General features: G+C 47.0%; 13 protein-coding genes. 8 read left to right on the top strand and 5 right to left on the bottom strand.

The window, feature by feature from the left end; translation table 11 throughout:
- Entirely contained in the window at positions 1-813 is an 813-nt protein-coding gene (locus KUV50_RS00760; RefSeq protein ID WP_222578168.1) for a hypothetical protein, read from the top strand.
- Positions 814-1,063: 250 nt separating this feature from the next.
- On the opposite strand, the gene KUV50_RS00755 is transcribed toward KUV50_RS00760, so the two are convergent.
- Positions 1,064-2,221 carry a hypothetical protein gene (locus tag KUV50_RS00755; RefSeq protein WP_222578167.1) on the bottom strand — a complete coding sequence of 386 codons (1,158 nt, stop codon included), beginning with the start codon at positions 2,219-2,221 and terminating at the stop codon, positions 1,064-1,066.
- A 266-nt stretch (positions 2,222-2,487) separates the two neighbouring features.
- On the opposite strand from KUV50_RS00755, the gene KUV50_RS00750 reads away from it, so the two are divergent.
- From KUV50_RS00750 to KUV50_RS00735, 4 genes are all read left to right on the top strand, one after another.
- A complete protein-coding gene (locus tag KUV50_RS00750; RefSeq protein WP_222578166.1) occupies positions 2,488-4,074 on the top strand; it encodes a sulfatase family protein in 1,587 nt (528 codons plus the stop codon).
- Positions 4,075-4,302: 228 nt separating this feature from the next.
- A complete protein-coding gene (uvrA, locus tag KUV50_RS00745) occupies positions 4,303-7,164 on the top strand; it encodes an excinuclease ABC subunit UvrA (RefSeq protein WP_222578165.1) in 2,862 nt (953 codons plus the stop codon).
- Between the two features lie 95 nt (positions 7,165-7,259).
- Positions 7,260-8,798: a GH3 auxin-responsive promoter family protein gene (locus KUV50_RS00740; protein WP_222578164.1), complete on the top strand. Its 1,539-nt coding sequence runs from the start codon at positions 7,260-7,262 to the stop codon at positions 8,796-8,798.
- Positions 8,791-9,096 (top strand): hypothetical protein, encoded by a 306-nt coding sequence (locus KUV50_RS00735; protein ID WP_222578163.1) that lies wholly within the window; start codon positions 8,791-8,793, stop codon positions 9,094-9,096. Before KUV50_RS00740 ends, KUV50_RS00735 begins: the two co-directional genes overlap by 8 nt.
- Before the next feature lie 377 nt (positions 9,097-9,473).
- Here KUV50_RS00735 and KUV50_RS00730 read toward each other — a convergent pair whose 3' ends face one another.
- Both KUV50_RS00730 and KUV50_RS00725 read right to left on the bottom strand, forming a co-directional pair.
- Entirely contained in the window at positions 9,474-11,549 is a 2,076-nt protein-coding gene (locus tag KUV50_RS00730) for a TonB family protein (protein ID WP_261394948.1), read from the bottom strand.
- Positions 11,550-11,559: 10 nt separating this feature from the next.
- Positions 11,560-11,913, bottom strand: a complete 354-nt coding sequence (locus tag KUV50_RS00725; RefSeq protein WP_222578162.1) for a BlaI/MecI/CopY family transcriptional regulator — start codon at positions 11,911-11,913, stop codon at positions 11,560-11,562.
- Between the two features lie 387 nt (positions 11,914-12,300).
- Here KUV50_RS00725 and KUV50_RS00720 point away from each other — a divergent pair, with 387 nt between their 5' ends.
- On the top strand, positions 12,301-12,864 hold the full coding sequence (locus KUV50_RS00720; RefSeq protein ID WP_222578161.1) for a hypothetical protein: 564 nt from the start codon (positions 12,301-12,303) through the stop codon (positions 12,862-12,864).
- Between the two features lie 442 nt (positions 12,865-13,306).
- On the opposite strand, the gene KUV50_RS00715 is transcribed toward KUV50_RS00720, so the two are convergent.
- On the bottom strand, positions 13,307-14,344 hold the full coding sequence (locus KUV50_RS00715; RefSeq protein WP_222578160.1) for a quinone-dependent dihydroorotate dehydrogenase: 1,038 nt from the start codon (positions 14,342-14,344) through the stop codon (positions 13,307-13,309).
- 405 nt (positions 14,345-14,749) lie between these two features.
- Complete coding sequence (locus KUV50_RS00710) at positions 14,750-15,517, bottom strand: SDR family oxidoreductase (RefSeq protein ID WP_222578159.1); 768 nt, start codon at positions 15,515-15,517, stop codon at positions 14,750-14,752.
- A 374-nt stretch (positions 15,518-15,891) separates the two neighbouring features.
- Between KUV50_RS00710 and rfbA the strand changes: the two genes are divergently transcribed.
- A complete protein-coding gene (rfbA, locus tag KUV50_RS00705; RefSeq protein ID WP_222578158.1) occupies positions 15,892-16,758 on the top strand; it encodes a glucose-1-phosphate thymidylyltransferase RfbA in 867 nt (288 codons plus the stop codon).
- 416 nt (positions 16,759-17,174) lie between these two features.
- Positions 17,175-18,230, top strand: a complete 1,056-nt coding sequence (gene rfbB, locus KUV50_RS00700) for a dTDP-glucose 4,6-dehydratase (protein WP_222578157.1) — start codon at positions 17,175-17,177, stop codon at positions 18,228-18,230.
- Positions 18,231-18,235: the final 5 nt, after the last annotated feature.

Genomic DNA, 18,235 nt, shown 5'->3' with positions numbered 1-18,235 from the left:
ATGGACCTAAAATACCACATTCACTGTGTGCGAATAACGGCTCTGCTGGTATTCGCACATGGTATTTTATGGGGTCAGAACAACGTTCCGCGTAACTACACCATGCAGGATGTTCTGGCTCACAATGATTATCAGAAATCGCCGCCGTTTACGACAGCCTACAAGTACGGTGTAGGCATTTTTGAAGCCGATCTGATCCTGCACGACGGAAGGGTTAAGGTAGCTCATGATTCTTCCGAATTCCATCACAATTGGGACCTGGAAGAGATTTATCTCAAACCATTGAAAAGATATGTCATCCGACGTGGCAGCCCCTATCCGGATCCCAAACTCAAGCTGGCATTAATGCTCGATATCAAAAGTCATCCGGAAACAATCATGACATGGATCAGAGCGCTGATTGGTGCTTACCCGGAATTATTTGGTTCGTCCGACCACCCTGTTCGGGTACCGATCATCATCAGTGGTATACGTCCCCCTATTAATACCTGGGCCGATCTCCCGGCATCTATATTTATTGATGGTCGGTTGACTGATTCCATCCCGATATCCTTGCGATCCCGGGTATATATGGTCAGCAGCTCATTCTCGTCCGTTGTTCCCGGTTCCTGGAACAGGGGGCAGCCCCTGTCTTCATCACAGATCGCTGCAGTAAGAGCTGCGGTGGATCAGGTTCATCAACAAGGTTTGAAAATACGGTTCTGGGGGGTCCCCGATCAGCCATATTTTTGGAAACTGCAGGGCGACCTGGGTGTGGATATTATCGGATCCGATCACCTTGCTGAACTAGCTAGATACATTTCAGACAATTAATCCTGTTCCCAACTTTTGCGCCAATCATTTTCTTTCCATGAACATCCCTGCATTCCATCCATAGACCGTACCGTACGGCACGGAGATTCTGTCTCATCACGATTTTCTACCCAGAGACCGTCCCAAAAGGGACGGGGGCTTCATAAAAATTTCCAACGGATTGTCCCGTTGGGGACATACCATGGGTAGAAAATAAAAATGGTCTGCGCATTGCGTCAGGTACGCTATATAATCCTCCAGGAGAGGCCGGTTAATCAATAAAGAGCTTAGCCGGCGGAATCAAGCTGTTCTCAAATTTCACGAAATAGATTCCCGGCGTCAGGTGGCCCTGAATATTGACCTCCTGCATGGTATTTTTCTGAATCCGGATCTTTTGGGTCATCACATTCTGACCGTGGGTGTTCATCAAATGCATTTCACCCGCATAATTTTGACCGGCTTTGATCATAATACTCCGGCTTTGTGACTGATAGAACAGATTGTTGATCACCTGATCTTTCATCGTCACGGGCAGAATATTGGAATACTTCGCCGCCCCGGCATATCCGGAGATAAAGAGCCGGTAATAAACTTTGGCTTGCTCGATGGACTGATCCATGTATTTTCCATCCATGGTCTGACCGGTGAGGTAATTGTCCAGGTTTTGCTCGTACACACTAACCCAGTTTATACCGTCATACGATCGCTGCAGATGAAGCTTTTGTGCGGGCTCTTCGGAATTGACCGCCCAGGACAAAGCCACGCCGTTCGTTTCGTTCTTGTAATCAAAAGCAAGTATGGAGATGGGTAAGATTCCGGCTTCGTAGGTACAGGCTCGTTGTCCCACATACAGCGTATCCGACAACGGCATTGGTGTCATATTCGTCGTGTCACACACGACATTAGTGTCATTACTGAAAATCCAATAACGGGGATTATTCGAATCATATCCTGGATTATAATACATCGTATCCTTAAAACGCACAGAATCAGGTAGACTTCCTGAAAAAGTAGAATCAGCCATAAATACTAGGCAATCTCCTGATGAAGATACCATGACATCATCAGGACAACTTGGGACATCCACCCCATCTATGAATTCGCATTCTAGCAAATCATCACTAAACAATTTAAAACTAATTATTCCTTTGAACCCAGCTGCGTCTAGGGTATCGCAAGTAGCAGGGATATCACCTGATAAGCGCGAGTACATAACTTCGCCGTCGACTATTCCATTTTTAAAATACTGAGTTCCTCCCATTAATATAATAGGTGGTTGCAGCGCCTCCCCTAAGTCAGATTGCCACGTCACGAACAGACAGTTCGAATCCGGACTGATTCTTGCCTCTGTGATCAGGCATCCTTGTGCATTCAGATAACTTCCAAAACTCAGAAATGTAAAAATTAGCGGGAGTAATAAATTTTTCATAAGTTGGGTATGGTTTCTTGTTTTCAATTTGTAATTAAAACGGATTTAGCAATTTAAAAAGTATCTAAAATACCTTAAAAGGAGTTGGAATTGTTATCTTATCCAAGATTCCTTTAACTCAAAAGATTAAACCCGCCGGTTTGAGAGCAAATTCGGGCGCAATCTTAGAACGTTAAAGTTTCAACCTTCACCAGGTAACGGCACTTTGTTTAGAATAAAAACGACAAAGTTCAATACTAGCATTAAAGTAAAACATATTATTGGAAATGTCAAAATATATTATAGTCATTTTAACTTCTATACTTTTGGCGACTTCTTGCCAATCCGATGAATCAATAAGCTCATCCGCCCATCTGCCAAATATTATTTTTATTTTAGCTGACGATCTGGGTTTTGGCGATGTCGAAGTCTTCAACCCGCAAAGTAAAATTCGCACACCTTATTTAAATAAAATGGCGCACGAGGGCATGATGTTCACCGATGCGCACACCTCCTCCTCCGTGTGCACACCAACCCGGTATGGTCTTCTCACCGGCCAATACAATTGGCGATCTCCGTTAAAAAAAGGGGTCTTGTTCGGCCGGGACTCTGCCCTCATCACTCCCACCACCACAACGGTGGCTCATCTGCTGAAAAAAGCACACTACCAGACCGCATTTATCGGCAAATGGCACCTGGGATGGGACTGGGCGCTGGACGACAATAATGAGATTGATTTTACCCAACCCATTACCGCCGGGCCCAATGAGCTGGGGTTTGACTATGCCTATGGACACATCGCCTCCCTGGATATCCCGCCCTATGTGTATGTGGAAAACAGGTATGTCACCACCGTTCCGGATTCGATCATCCCGGCCACGAGCGGCTACGAATTTTACCGAAAAGGGTGGATCGCCCCTGATTTTCACATGGAGGAGGTCACACCGCACTTTTTTAAAAAATCACAGGCTTATATAAAGGAACAAAGTCAGACAGAAAATCCATTCTTTTTATACCTCGCTCTTCCCTCTCCGCACACGCCGATCTTGCCCACGCCCGATTGGCAAGACCAAAGCGGCATCAACCCCTATGCAGACTTCGTCATGGAAATCGATCATTATGTCGGCGACCTGATGAAGTGCCTGGATAGCCTGGGGATCAGTGACAACACTTTGGTCGTTTTCACCTCAGACAACGGCTGTTCGCCCATGGCCAACTTTCAGGAACTGGCTGCCCATGGACACCACCCCAGCGCTTGGTTCAGAGGTCACAAGGCAGATATTTACGAAGGCGGTCACCGAGTTCCGACGGTCGTGAAGTACCCCCGATTGGTGGAACCCGGATCTACGTGCGACACCACAATTTGTCTCACGGATTTTTACTCCACATTTGCGGACCTGGCCCGGGTCACTGTTCCCGAAGATCAGGGAGCGGACAGTTACTCCCTGCTGTCAATGTGGTCTGACACCAGCACCAGTTCCTTCCATCGGGAAGCTACGATTCATTCTTCCATCAATGGTAGTTTTGCGATCCGAAAGGGAGCGTGGAAACTCAATCTCTGCCCCGGGAGTGGCGGGTGGTCCGACCCGCGTCCGCAAGCTGCTTCCGACGGGGATCTGCCGCCCGTTCAGCTTTTCCACCTCACCGATGACCCGGGGGAGACCAACAACATCTATGCCGAACACCCCGGTAAAGTGCGGGAATTATACGACCAGTTAATCCACACCATCGAGCAGGGACGCAGCACACCGGGCCCGCCATTGAAGAATGCGCCCGATGGATATGGGAATGCATGGCCGGCCCGTCAAAAAGTGAAGGAATTAAAACCATTCATTGCGTCGTTGACCAGGTCCGCAGATTCCGATACGCAATGACTAAATTATGAAAACAATGTGGTCTTTAAATTGTAATTGATTACAGTTGAGAAGTTTATTCTCATAATTGACTACAAAACGTTAATTTTGCAGAAAATTTTTCAAAAGTAAATTGGACCACTGATTTCGCAGTAGTCAAAAACAGGTTACGGACCCTTTCCATCAGTGTAAATCGATGGATCCATCTAAAAAGACAGTACACCGGGATGATCTGTTTTGCAGCAACGTATGAAAAATAAAGAAGAATCAAATTTGGAAGAGCAGGAATATATCTCAATCTCGGGTGCCCGGGAAAATAATTTACAGGATATCGATGTAAGGATTCCACGAAACAAGTTCGTGGTCATTACCGGCATCAGTGGCAGCGGGAAGTCCTCGTTGGCTTTTGACACCCTTTTTGCAGAGGGTCAGCGTCGGTACATGGAGACTTTTGGCATTTACGCCCGTCAATTTATCGGCAAAATGGAACGCCCCGATGTCGATCAGATTACCGGTCTGAGTCCGGTCATATCCATCGAACAAAAGACCAGCGGGTGGAATCCCCGATCGACGGTCGGCACGATCACCGAGCTTTATGATTTGTTTCGGCTGCTGTATGCGCGGATCGGAGAAGCGTACTCCTGGAAGTCGGGCAAGAAAATGCAGCAGTTTACGGAAGAGGAGATCATCGAGCGGCTTTTTAATGAGTTTCACGAACAAAACATCACCATCCTGGCACCCCTGGTCCGGGGCCGGAAAGGCCATTACCGGGAGCTGTTTGAACAAATCCGCAAACAAGGCTTCTCCAAAGTCCGGATCGATGGCAAACTCACAGAACTGACCAAAGGTCTCCGCGTGGAGCGGTACAAAGTCCATGATATTGAAGTCGTCATTGACCGCATCAAGGTGTTGGAGGACCGTCGGCAACGCATGGAAAAATCGATTGCCACCGCTTTTGAGATGGGTGAAGGACTGATTTTTATCGAAGAGATGAAAGAAAAAAAGATCAGTCGATTCAGCCGAGACCTGATGGATGTCGACTCCGGAATTTCTTATGAAGACCCATCACCCAATAGTTTTTCATTCAACTCACCCTACGGGGCCTGCCCCAAATGCAATGGCTTGGGCTATGTCAACGAGGTGGATATGAAAAAGGTGTTGCCTGATCCGGCCTTGTCCATCAACAAGGGCGCCATACCCCCCATCGGAGAACGCCGGGAAAACAGAACATTTGACCAACTAAAAGCTTTGGCCAAACATTTTGGATTTACCCTGGGCACCCCGGTTTCAGAAATCCCCAAAAAAGCACTGGATATTATCCTCCATGGCGGGGGCGAACAAGTGGAAATCACCGCTCGCAACCTGGATTTGTCCGAAAATTCCATCCTCTCCGAAGGGATTATCAAAATGCTTGATCGCTGGTTCAACGACAGCACGTCGGAACGCATCCGAAAATGGGCCGGTGAATTTATGTCACTTCAGGATTGCAGTGCCTGCCATGGATATCGGTTAAAGAAAGAATCTCTGCATTTCAAGATTAATGACCGCCACATCGGTGAAATAGCGCACCTCGATCTTGATGAACTGGATCACTGGTTGGAGCAGCTCCCGGAACACCTCAATGAAAAACAAAAAAACATCGGAAAAGAAGTCCTGAAAGAAATCAAAACCAGGCTTCGTTTTTTACTGGATGTAGGTCTGACTTACCTCACACTCAACCGGCCTGCAAAGTCGCTTTCAGGGGGTGAATCCCAGCGAACCCGCCTGGCCAATCAGATCGGTTCTCAATTAAGTGGCATCACCTACATCATGGATGAACCTTCGATCGGACTCCATCAGCGCGACAACCAAAGACTGATCACAGCACTTCACAGCTTGATCGAGGCCGACAACACCGTATTGGTGGTGGAACACGATGAAGACATCATGTTGGCATCAGACTACCTCATTGACATCGGCCCGGGGGCCGGCAAACTCGGCGGGCGCATCGTATCGGTCGGTCATCCCGAAGAAGTGATTAGTGACCCGCAAAGTATTACGGGGCAATACCTCAAAGGCACCATGGAAATAGCGGTACCCGGGGAACGACGTCCGGGAAACGGCAAAACACTGACCGTCACAGGGGCCAGGGGGCACAATCTGAAAAACATCACCGTGGACATCCCTTTGCAAACCCTAACCTGCATTACGGGCGTCTCCGGAAGCGGCAAGTCGACCCTGATCAACGAAACGATTTACCCCGCTTTGCGGAAGCACTTTCACAACAGCCTGAAGGATCCACTGGAGCACGACGCGATTCATGGGATCGAAAATCTTGACAAAGTGATTGACATCGATCAATCGCCCATCGGACGGACCCCGCGCTCCAACCCGGCTACCTACACCAATGTATTTACTGACATCCGAAAACTATATGCCGAAGTTCCGGAAGCCAAAATAAGAGGGTACAAAATCGGTCGGTTTTCTTTTAATGTCAAAGGGGGACGGTGCGAAGACTGCGGTGGAGCGGGAATGAAAGAGATCGAAATGAATTTTATTCCCAATGTGTACATCGAATGCCCCACCTGTTTTGGAAAACGATTCAACCGTGAAACACTCGAAATCCTGTATAAGGGAAAAAACATCAGCGATATTCTCAAAATGACGGTAGATGAGGCCGTTGAGTTCTTCGAACCGGTGCCTAAAATATACCGAAAACTCAAAACCATCCAGGATGTCGGGTTGGGCTACATCACGCTGGGACAATCAGCGACCACACTGTCAGGCGGTGAGGCCCAACGGGTCAAGCTGGCCGAAGAACTGGCCAAGCGAGACACCGGCAACACGCTTTACATTCTGGATGAACCGACCACCGGGCTTCATTTTCAAGACATCGAACGGTTGCTGCAGGTCGTACAGAAACTCATCGACAAAGGCAATACATTTATAATCATAGAACACAATATGGATGTAATCAAGACCGCAGATCACATCATAGACATCGGGCCGGAAGGCGGAAAGCACGGGGGGCAGGTCATTGCTCAGGGGACCCCTGAAGAGGTAGCGCAAGTCAAAGAAAGTTTTACGGCAAAATTCCTCCGGAAATATGTGTCCGAAGATGTGCTTTCCTAATCAATTAATTTATATTTTATGGCACCATGAAACCACAGAGATATGAAGCCACTGAATATGAAATTTGTCCTATTATATCTGGTTAAACCCGCTTTATGAAAAGCCTGGTCAATAAAACGGTCAAACTGTTTCTCAAGTCAAAATACCGCGCGTTGACACAGGTCATGCAATCACCATTTGAATATCAATACGGCTTGTTTGACCACCTCATCGAAACGGCGCGCCATACCGAATGGGGTCGAAAATATCAGTACGAGGAACTGACTTCCTACGATTCATTTCGAAGCCGGCTTCCATTGTCAAGCTATGAAGACCTCCAGCCACACATTCACCGCATGATGCTGGGTGAACGGGATGTATTGTGGCCAGGTCGAATCACCTGGTATTCAAAATCCAGCGGTACAACCAACTCACGATCCAAATTTTTACCGGTCTCCGAAGAAAATTTTAACGATTCTCATAAGAAAGGCAGCTGGGACACCCTGTCCATTTTGTACCACTACCACCCCAACTTACAGCTCTTCGAAAAGAAAAGTCTTATTCTCGGTGGCAGTCTGTCCCATTTCAAGGACAATCCGGAAACCATCATCGGTGACGTCTCTGCCATTATGATCACCAATCTGCCATTGATCGGACGTCCTTTTTATATGCCCGATGTCAAGACAGCCATTATGGAGGATTGGGAGAAAAAGCTCGATCTCACAGCGGACCTCGCCTTGCGAGAGCCCAATATCGGAACCATCGGAGGTGTCCCGACGTGGAACCTGGTTTTATTCAGAAAAATTCTTCAAAAAACAGGGGCGGCCCATATGCTTGAAGTATGGCCGGAATTGCGGCTGTACATCCATGGCGGTGTGAACTTTCAGCCGTATCGAAATCAGTTTCGTCAGATGATTCCCCGGGATGATTTCATCTTTCAGGAAGTTTACAATGCTTCAGAAGGTTATTTTGGCACGCAATACCGGCCGGATGAAGATATGATTCTTCTGCTGGACAACGGGGTATTTTACGAATTTGTGGCCATGAGTGAATATGGCAGTCCCCATCAAAATGTGATCCCGCTCGAAGATGTCAAATTAAATGTCGACTATGCGGTGATTATTTCCACGTCGTCCGGGTTGTGGCGGTACGACATCGGAGATACCATCCGGTTTACAAACAACAATCCCTACCAATTTCGGATTGTGGGCCGCACCCGACAGTACATCAATGCATTTGGAGAAGAGGTGATGATCCACAACACGGACACCGCGATCAGCCGTACCGCAGCCAAGACCCTCAGTGAAATCAAAGACTATACCGTGGCACCGCGCTACCTCGAAGATGGCGAAAAAGGCCGGCACGACTGGCTGATCGAATTCCAGCACCCGCCGGAAAGCCTGCACACCTTTGCAACCGTACTGGACGATGAACTCCAAAAGGTAAACTCAGATTATGCGGCCAAACGAACCAAAAATTTGGCATTGGAACAATTATCTGTTACGGCTTTACCTGAAAACACCTTTGAAAAGTGGTTAAAGAGCCAAAACCGGCAAGGATCTCAGGTCAAGGTGCCCAGACTGTCCAACACCAGAGATTACGTAGATGATATTCTTGATTTTACAAACCTGCAAAAAATACACGTTGATGACTGACCTCATTATGCACAACTTTGGTGTAGAAGCACCAGCAGAGAACCCCGAAAAACTGAGGAGATGGCTTGAAAAACGCATTGGTTATATGCTGGATCACGAAACCGATTTACTGCTGAGCACCCTCTATCGACTCGATATTGATGAACAAAAAATCAAAAAGGTGCTGCACAGCGGTACCGGAGCACCCATCGCACAAGGTCTGGCCGAACTTGTTCTCGCACGGCAGCGCCAACGCCACCAGACCAAACAAAAGATCAGAGTGGACCAAAGTTCATTTTACTGGGGCGAGGAAGAATGACCGAAGACGGCAGACCGCAGACCGTGAAGTGCTGACAGGCCACACGAGAGAAGGAGACCTAGATCAGCAGATCGAGACTACCACACTAGTTCCAAACTGCAAACCACAAACTACAAACCATACCACATATGATCGGAAAGCACCAAAACGAATAAGCGACTCTTTTAAATCCCAGAAACTATTTGAACACCCAAGCACCAAACCACAAACCACACCATTACGGAATAAGCAAAACCCCATCCAAGCTAAGCTTCACTAAAATCTCAAGAACCATCTCCACACCCAAGCACCCGTCGCGAAGTTTACCTCCCGTGACGAAGTAGGGAGGCAGGGAGGCGTCCCAAAGCATAGCGTCCCAACAGCAGAGCGCCCCTACCTCATTGCTTCACAAACGCTTTTGAGAATACTTTTCCATTGTGCACGATCATCAGTACATAGGGACCGGTTGCCAAACCATTGACCATGAGCTGAGTTTTGATCATCCCATCCTGGACATTAATTGCATGTGATCGAACCGCGCTCCCTTTCAGATCCCGGACCTCTAACTCATACGCACCATCCTGGGTGACGACGCCCTCCACATTCAACAAGTCCTGAGCGGGCACCGGATAAATCCGGATATTGGCGACTTTCAGCTGCACGGATGTATTGGCGTGGCGCCATTTTGTCGTAATCTCCACCACCCCATCGCGGCCTTTTTCTCCATATTTCTTGATCGCAGACTCACCTTTTAAGACATTTACAGACTCAATATCTTCTGGACTGATGGATTCGTTGAGCTCCTCAATATCCACTGTTCCCAATACTTCATCATCCAGCACAAAAAGCGGCCGGCCTGATTTGCTTCCTTCCTCTTTCTTGGATTTCAATTGAAATTTCACCGGTAAAATAAACTGAACCCGCACGTTCCGTCCCCGTTGAACGCCCGGCGTCCATTTTTCGGGGAGTTCAGCCATCATGTCGACGATCCGCAAGGCTTCATCCCCCAACCCCGCACCGGGATCACGAATCACCTTGGGATTGGAAATGGAGCCGTCTTTCTCGACAATAAAACTCAACACCACATTGCCTTCCACGCCGTTGTCTCGGGCTATAGCCGGATAGCGGATGTTGCTGTACAGGAATTCCAACATCTTCCGATCGGCACAAGATTTAATCTCCCGCGAAGTGCCCTCCATCCCTTCACAACCCGGAAACCGGGGCATTTCTTCGACCACGCGAAAAATCTCACCTTCTTGTCGACCCGCTGGATTGTATGTTTTATTTACCTGATCCAACCCGGGTGCTCTTTTACGAATGCTGTACACATAGCCATCGATGCCGGGATCAATCCGAGCTTTCGCCGCCTCAGGTGTAAACACTTCAAAAACCCAGGGTCCATTCGCAGCGTATGTATCAATTAACTCATCTGTCAGCGTACCGATACGCTGCCCGTCCACATAGAGCAAATCGGAAGTGCTGACTACATACTTATCCTCTCCCAACATGATTTCTTCTCCAATACCGGGCAATGGTGGTGCCGGGGGCGGAGGTGGCATCAACGTATCTTGTTGCAGAAGAGGTGCGGACAACATGGCTTTTCCCTGATCGGTATAAGAAAACAACAAGATGGCCAGACCAACCAATGGAATCATGATCAAATACTTTAAAATACTGTGTCGGGTGGAAGGTTTTTTAGTCATCATGATAAATCTGTTTTTTAGTTGTGAATTAAAGAAAGGATTAGCCAGGGGAGAAGCCATCGAGGAAGAGACATGTTTTAGAAGCAATCTTCCATATTGCTTCTTAGTACTTATACGGCAAGCTGCATCATCGGCCTGATACTCATGAACCTGCTGTAGTTCATGCTTATACACATAGACCACCGGATGAAACCAAAAAACCACTTTCAGCACTTCCAGGACGACTACATCGATGCTGTGACGCGCCTGAACATGAAATAATTCATGCGCTAAAATCTTATCGACATCCGGAGAATCCCGGTAAAAATCCCGGGACATATAAATAGAACTTAAAAATGAAAAAGGCATCAGGGGCTGAGGCGTCAACACCAGGGTGTACCCAGCACAGGTGTGCTGCTCGGATTGACGGCGGATCCGAAGGATTCTCCACCAGGATCGCAGGAGATGCAGGGCAGTTGTCAGTGCGCCGACCCCATAAACAACCCACATCAGTGAATACCAGTTCATCGATTCTGGTGCGGTGGCAGAAATGGCACCCTCCCATTCTGCTAATTGGGTGTTCAGCGGCGCAATGTAAAGGTGGCCGAAACTTTCGGGTTGATGAAGAAAAATGCTTTCCCAACTAATGAGAGGCAACACCATCCCCAGCCCAAGCGCAACCAACAGGTACCATCTATTGCAACGAAAATGCGTCTCTCCGCTTAGCAAAAAATGATAAGCGATATAGAACAGCGTCCAGCACAATGTCAGTTGCAACAGATAAGTAACCATTTCTCATATTTTATTCGTCATCCATTTCTTCCAGATACTGACTCAACTCCTCCCGGTCGATCTCTTTCTCCCGCACGAGGAAGGAAACCAGTTGCTTGGGCGACCCGTCAAAATAATCCCGAACGAATTTATTTAATCGGTTTTTACTATAATCTTCTTTCTTGACCACCGAAAAATATTCGTGGGTGCGTCCATAAGCCTTATGATCCACATACCCCTTGCGCTCCAGGATACGCACAATGGAAGAAATAGTGGAATGAGGTGTGTCGGGGGTTCCCATGTGCTTGATTATATCAGTCACCAGACAGGGCTCGATTTCCCACAATATCTGCATAATTTCTTCTTCTGCTTTTGTCAGTTTCATTTTTCAGTATTTAATATTTAAAATTTTGAATGTATTCGGGATCTGGAATTAGTTTCACTTCGAAACCCAATACCCATCAATTCAACGTAAATATACGTTTTATATTTGAAATATCCAAACAAACTAGTAAAATATTTAGCTTCATTTTCTGCGACACCTTAGATAAGGAAAACTAAATAACATAAATCACGTGTTAAGCTATTACTAAATTGCGGATTATTTCGATTATTTTGTTAAATAATATATATAGTCAATATACCCAACTACCCACTCTGGGGAAATGATTATATTTGTGGCATACCCTACTTAATGCCGCGAAATCAACTCTTTTGCACTAGCGAAAGAGCAAGCGATTACTTATTAACTTAAAATCACAATTAACAAAAAATGATTCACATTCAAAATGAATTAAAGGCAATGGCGGATACCTATTCTATTATCTCGCAGCTCTCGTTACCAGAGCAAAACCGGGTCATTGAGTGGCTCAAGAATAAGGTAAACGAACAAAGAAACGAAGAAACCAATTCGGAAAACGGACACCAGGATGAAAGCGAACCGGTCATGTTCCAGGACAACAATGACAATCTGTCCTCCTTCATTTCCATCGCAGCAATCCGCCAGTATAAAAATCTAAAAGAATTATTGGCTGATATCAATATTAAATCGTCTTCAGACAAAACATTACTGGCGGCTGCTTTTCTCAAAACCAAGCGAGGAATGACCGAGTTCAAAGCCCGGGACATCAGCAATGCATTGAAAGAAATCGGCGAATCAGTACCCAATATTACCCTTTCGGTGCAGCAGCTTATGAAAAAGGACTTGCTGAAGTTTATTGAAGGTGCTAAGCAAGGCAAACGCATCGAGAAAAAACTGGAATTTACAGAATTTGGAGAGGAAATCGTGCAGCGCGCCATGGAGAACAAAGAACTTATGCTGCGACGGCTTCGGTAATCGGCTGTCCATGCATCCTGTGAGCAAAATGCGCTCTGGTCAATAACGACCCAGGCTTGCCGTGCCCTACAGGTGCTATACGTCGACCCAAGAGGAACCATCTCTGAAACCAGAAGTCATATATTCGGAACATAATGATGCACCCGCAGGGCCTCAAAATTATTGAATTATAAAAGGATTAGAAACAACCGCTTTATATACGGCGTCATTCTAATAAGACGCCTGAATATATAATGCATCCATGTATTAATCCCCAAACAATCTGGACGCTGTTCCCAGAAGTTCTGATATCCGATAAAAAGCGTGGTTCGGTGCCCGTATTCTACCCGCCCAAAACAAAGATGTTTTGGTTCTTGCACCCCAGATGGATCGACCACATCCTGTCCGTGGCGTGATGGAATAGAGTCATTTCCGTATTCAGGGGTCGTTTGACTTCCAGGGGTTACGTATTCTCCGAAAGTAAACGGGACAAAATTTGACGGACAAAACCAGGTCCCTGATAAATCAGACCGGTGTACACCTCGACGAGATCTGCACCGGTTTTTAATTTTCGCAGCGCCGTCTCTGCATCGTGGACCCCGCCGGATCCGATCCGTACGGCCCCCCGGGGCAATCGTTGATCCACTTCATAAAGTAGATTCTGAAACATGGCATCCAGCGGTCGGCCACTCAAGCCGCCGGCACCAAGCTGTTCTATGTCTGCAGCACTGGTCTTCAAAGGCGCCCGCCTGATCGTCGTATTGTGACAAACAATTCCATCCATTTGAGTTTCACCCAATACCTCCATGATATCATCCAGCAAATGAAGGTTCATATCCGGAGCAATTTTAAGCAGAACCGGAATTCTGCTTTCATTGATCGACTGAACACTGCCCAGAATTCGCCGTAAGCTTTCCTTGTTCTGCAATTCTCGAAGACCGGGCGTATTGGGAGAGGAAACATTAATTACAAAAAAATTCACCAGTGACCGTAGTTCTCTAAAACAAATCACATAATCCTTAAAAGCATCATCATTGGCGGTGTCCTTGTTTTTTCCAATATTCGCTCCCAATACAAAACGGGAATCCTTTCGTTGTTCCAGGCGGCGTTTTAACGCCATCACCCCTTCGTTATTAAACCCCATCCGGTTAATCAACGCTTCATCCTTTTCCAACCGAAACAACCGTGGACGTGGATTACCCACCTGCGCACGCGGGGTAACGGTCCCTATCTCGGCAAACCCAAACCCCAGCAACGGCAATAAATCAATGTATTTCCCGTCCTTATCAAAGCCGGCCGCCAGCCCCACCGGATTTTTAAACGAAATCCCCATCAGGGTTTTTTCCAGTCGGGCATCGGTGAGCACAAACCGACGCTTTAGCATTGCCTTTCCACCGGGCACAGAAGCAGCCAGTCTCAGTAAAGCCATCGTTTTAGTGTGTGCTTCTTCGGCGTCACGCCGAAACATATACGGCTTCAGAATAGATTCATACATCGACATCAGAGCACTTGTATTTTTGAATATTCTAGAATATCATCCATCCACAATCCACAATCAACCATCAACCACCCACAATCTACAATCTAAGAACTAAGTTCTAAGTTCTAAACTCCATCAACCATCAACCATCAACAATCTATAATCTAAGAACTAAGTCCTAAACTCCATCCTCCAGTTTCCAGCCTCCAGTTTCGGACTAAATCCACTGGGCTTTACAATCCGTTCTCCCGAGTACTTTGTCAAGTCCTCAGGATTCATAGGCTTGCAAATCCCTGATGTCCAGTTTCCAGTTTCCAGTCTCAACCATCTACAATCTAAGAACTAAGTTCTAAACTCCATCAACAATCAACAATCTACAATCAACCATCTATAATCTATAATCTATAATCTATAATCTATAATTAATCAAACTCCTTTCGCCAATCCCCCATCGACCGGTATAATCTGGCCAGTCACATATTGATTTTGGGGCGACAGCAACCAAACCGCCAATTCAGCGAAACTAGCCGGATCACCCAGCTTTTTCAACGGGGTATTGGCAGCCATGTTATCGGCAATTTCTGTTTCACTCCGCCCCTGCTCTTCACTTTGCTTAGCGATCAGATTTTCCAAACGGTTCGTTCGATGATAACCCGGCGCCAGGATATTCATCAACACATCTTTTTGATCCATCTCATTCACCATCGACTTCATCAGGCCGACCACCGCCATGCGAAACACATTACTGAGAATCAAACCATCGATGGGCTGTCGCACAGAGACACTTTCGATAAAGACAATCCGGCCGGACCCACTCGACTCCAAACGCGGTACCAGCGACCGAAGCAATTCGATCTTCCATCGCAACACCACATCATACCCCTGATCCCATTGCGCCATATCATCCATAGGAAATGAACCGGCCGGCGGACCGCCGGCATTGATCAACACCCCGTAAAAATCTGTTGCTTCGATGACATCCAATACTTTGGACAACCCTTCCGTAGAGAACAAATCAGCACAGACCACCGAAGATGAAGCATTTTTTTCCTTAAAATCCTTCAGCGCATCTTCCGACCGGGCCACCAAAACAGGCAATCCTCCTTCATCGTGTACCCGTTGTGCAACGTGGCGGCCGAAACCACTGCTCGCACCCAGGATAAGAAATTTTTTGCCTTTGATATTCAGATTCATAACTTTATGCTTTGTGTTCTGTTTTGTGCTATTCGTTATCCTGCAATTTACTATTTTTGTTTTATACCGATAACGATACATTGTTTTCCAAGGTCAACAATATTAAGACGGGTCCAAATATAACAATCTATATAATGAATCGTTTCTCACTGCGAGGATTAATTAAATACGAACCCCAATAAAGCGAAACATCCATGAAAAATGCCGGAATATAGCCGGCTTGAAAATTTAAAGAACGACCTGATTATCAGGATGACATACCACGGTATGGGTAACAAGGGCAACATAGTCACTCCGACATATGGAAGGCGAAGCCATACCCGTTCAGCAACGCACAAAATCTATTTTGAACATTTCTTGAACAAATTCATATCATGAAAGGAATTATTTTAGCGGGTGGATCCGGGACCAGATTGTATCCCATCACAAAAGGCATATCAAAGCAACTGATGCCGATATATGACAAACCCATGATCTATTATCCCCTGTCCATACTTATGCTCGCGGGCATCCGTGATATACTTATCATTACCACCCCGGAGGACAATGCACAGTTCAGACATTTATTGGGCGACGGCTTGGATCTGGGCTGCTCGTTTCACTATGCGGTTCAGGAAGTCCCCAATGGCCTGGCGCAGGCGTTTGTGATCGGCGAGGAGTTTATCGGTGACGACAAAGTAGCCCTCGTACTGGGAGACAATATCTTCCACGGCAGCGGACTGAGTCATCTGCTCCAGTCGTGCACGGATCCGGACGGTGCTTTTGTATTTGCCTATTCGGTCAAAGATCCGCGCCGGTATGGAGTGGTCGAATTTGATGAGGACCACAAGGTCATTTCCATCGAAGAAAAACCCGACCACCCCAAATCTTCGTATGCTGTGCCCGGTCTTTATTTTTACGACAACAATGTGATCGATATCGCCAAGAACCTGCAGCCTTCTGCCCGGGGCGAATACGAGATCACGGATGTAAACAAAGAATACCTGTCCCGCGAAAAACTCAAAGTGGCCGTCATGAACCGCGGCACGGCCTGGCTGGACACCGGAACCTTCGAATCACTCCACAATGCTTCCGAATTTGTTCGCGTCATCGAACACCGGCAGGATCTCAAAATCGGATGCATCGAAGAAATCGCCTACCGCATGAAATGGATCGACAAAGACCAGCTGATGACGCTGGCTCAACCCTTGCTCAAAAGTGGCTATGGCAAATACCTGAAATGGATTGGGGATAGGTACTAGTTTGTAGTTTGTAGTTTGTGGTTTGTGGTTTGTAGTTCTTAGGCTTTCGGCTTAGTTTATAAACCGTGGACCGCCGCCAATTGGTGCAGAGGATACGCGGGGAGCAGTAAGACCTGAATTGGTTTTAGAGGGTAACACCGTTCGTTGGGTATTCCCCCGTTCCGATACTCCCGCTACTCTTCCCAACTCGAAACAAAAACAATGCGTAAAAACCAAACCTCAAACCATACCAACCCACGATGACAGAATCCGACAAAGTTAAGCTCCCACAGAAACCCAAAAACAAAAACAAAAACAATCCGTAAAAACCAAACCGCGAACTACACCACCCCACATTGAAAAAAGCCCGGTAAAGCTAAGCTGCAAACTGAAACCCGAAAACTACCACAATACACCAAACACCAAACATCTAAAATATGAATATTCTAATTACCGGCGGTGCCGGATTTATCGGTTCCCATGTCGTTCGACGATTTGTCCGGGAATTTCCGGAAGCCCATATTTACAACCTGGATGCGCTCACCTATGCGGGCAACCTTGAAAACCTGACCGATGTAGAAGATGCGCCCAACTACAGTTTTATCCAGGCCGACATTGCCGATCTGGAAGCGATGCAAAAACTGTTCAAAGAAAAGGACATCACCCACGTCATTCATCTGGCTGCCGAATCCCATGTGGACCGGTCAATCCACGACCCGTTGATCTTTATCCGGAGTAATATCACGGGAACGGCCAATCTGCTGCACGCGGCACGAACCAACTGGCCGGACGATACGACCCGGGACAAAAATTTGTTTTTCCACGTCTCCACCGATGAGGTGTACGGCTCCCTCGATCACGAAGGAATGTTCACCGAAGAAACAGCCTATGACCCGCGGAGTCCGTATTCCGCGTCCAAAGCAGCATCGGACCACCTGGTTCGTTCCTGGTACCACACCTATGGGATGCCCGTAGTGATCTCAAATTGTTCAAACAATTACGGCCCCAATCAATTTCCCGAAAAGCTGATTCCGCTTTTCATCCACAACATCAAACACGAAAAACCCCTTCCGGTCTACGGCGCAGGCGACAATGTGCGGGACTGGCTCTATGTCGAAGACCATGCGGGAGCCATCGAATCGGTTTTTCGGAATGGACGCTCGGGGGAAACCTACAACATTGGCGGCCACAATGAGTGGTCCAATCTCGACCTCATCCACGTCATCTGTGACCAGATGGATGAAAAACTCAATCGCCCGCCGGGCAGTGCACGAAAATTAATTACTTTTGTAAAAGATCGGTCGGGCCATGATTTCAGGTATGCCATTGATGCCTCTAAAATCGAAAAAGAACTGGGCTGGAAACCTTCCCTTCAGTTTGAAGAAGGCATCGATAAAACCATCGACTGGTACCTGGACAATGAAGACTGGCTGGACAACATCACCGATGGCTCCTACCAGGAATACTATGATCGTCAGTACAATCAAATCTGATCCAA

Source organism: Membranihabitans marinus, assembly GCF_019802045.1.
In the GTDB taxonomy this organism is placed as follows: domain Bacteria; phylum Bacteroidota; class Bacteroidia; order Chitinophagales; family Saprospiraceae; genus Membranihabitans; species Membranihabitans marinus_A.
The sequence above is the reverse complement of the archived record's forward strand: the minus strand, read 5'-3'. Positions and strand labels throughout refer to the sequence as shown.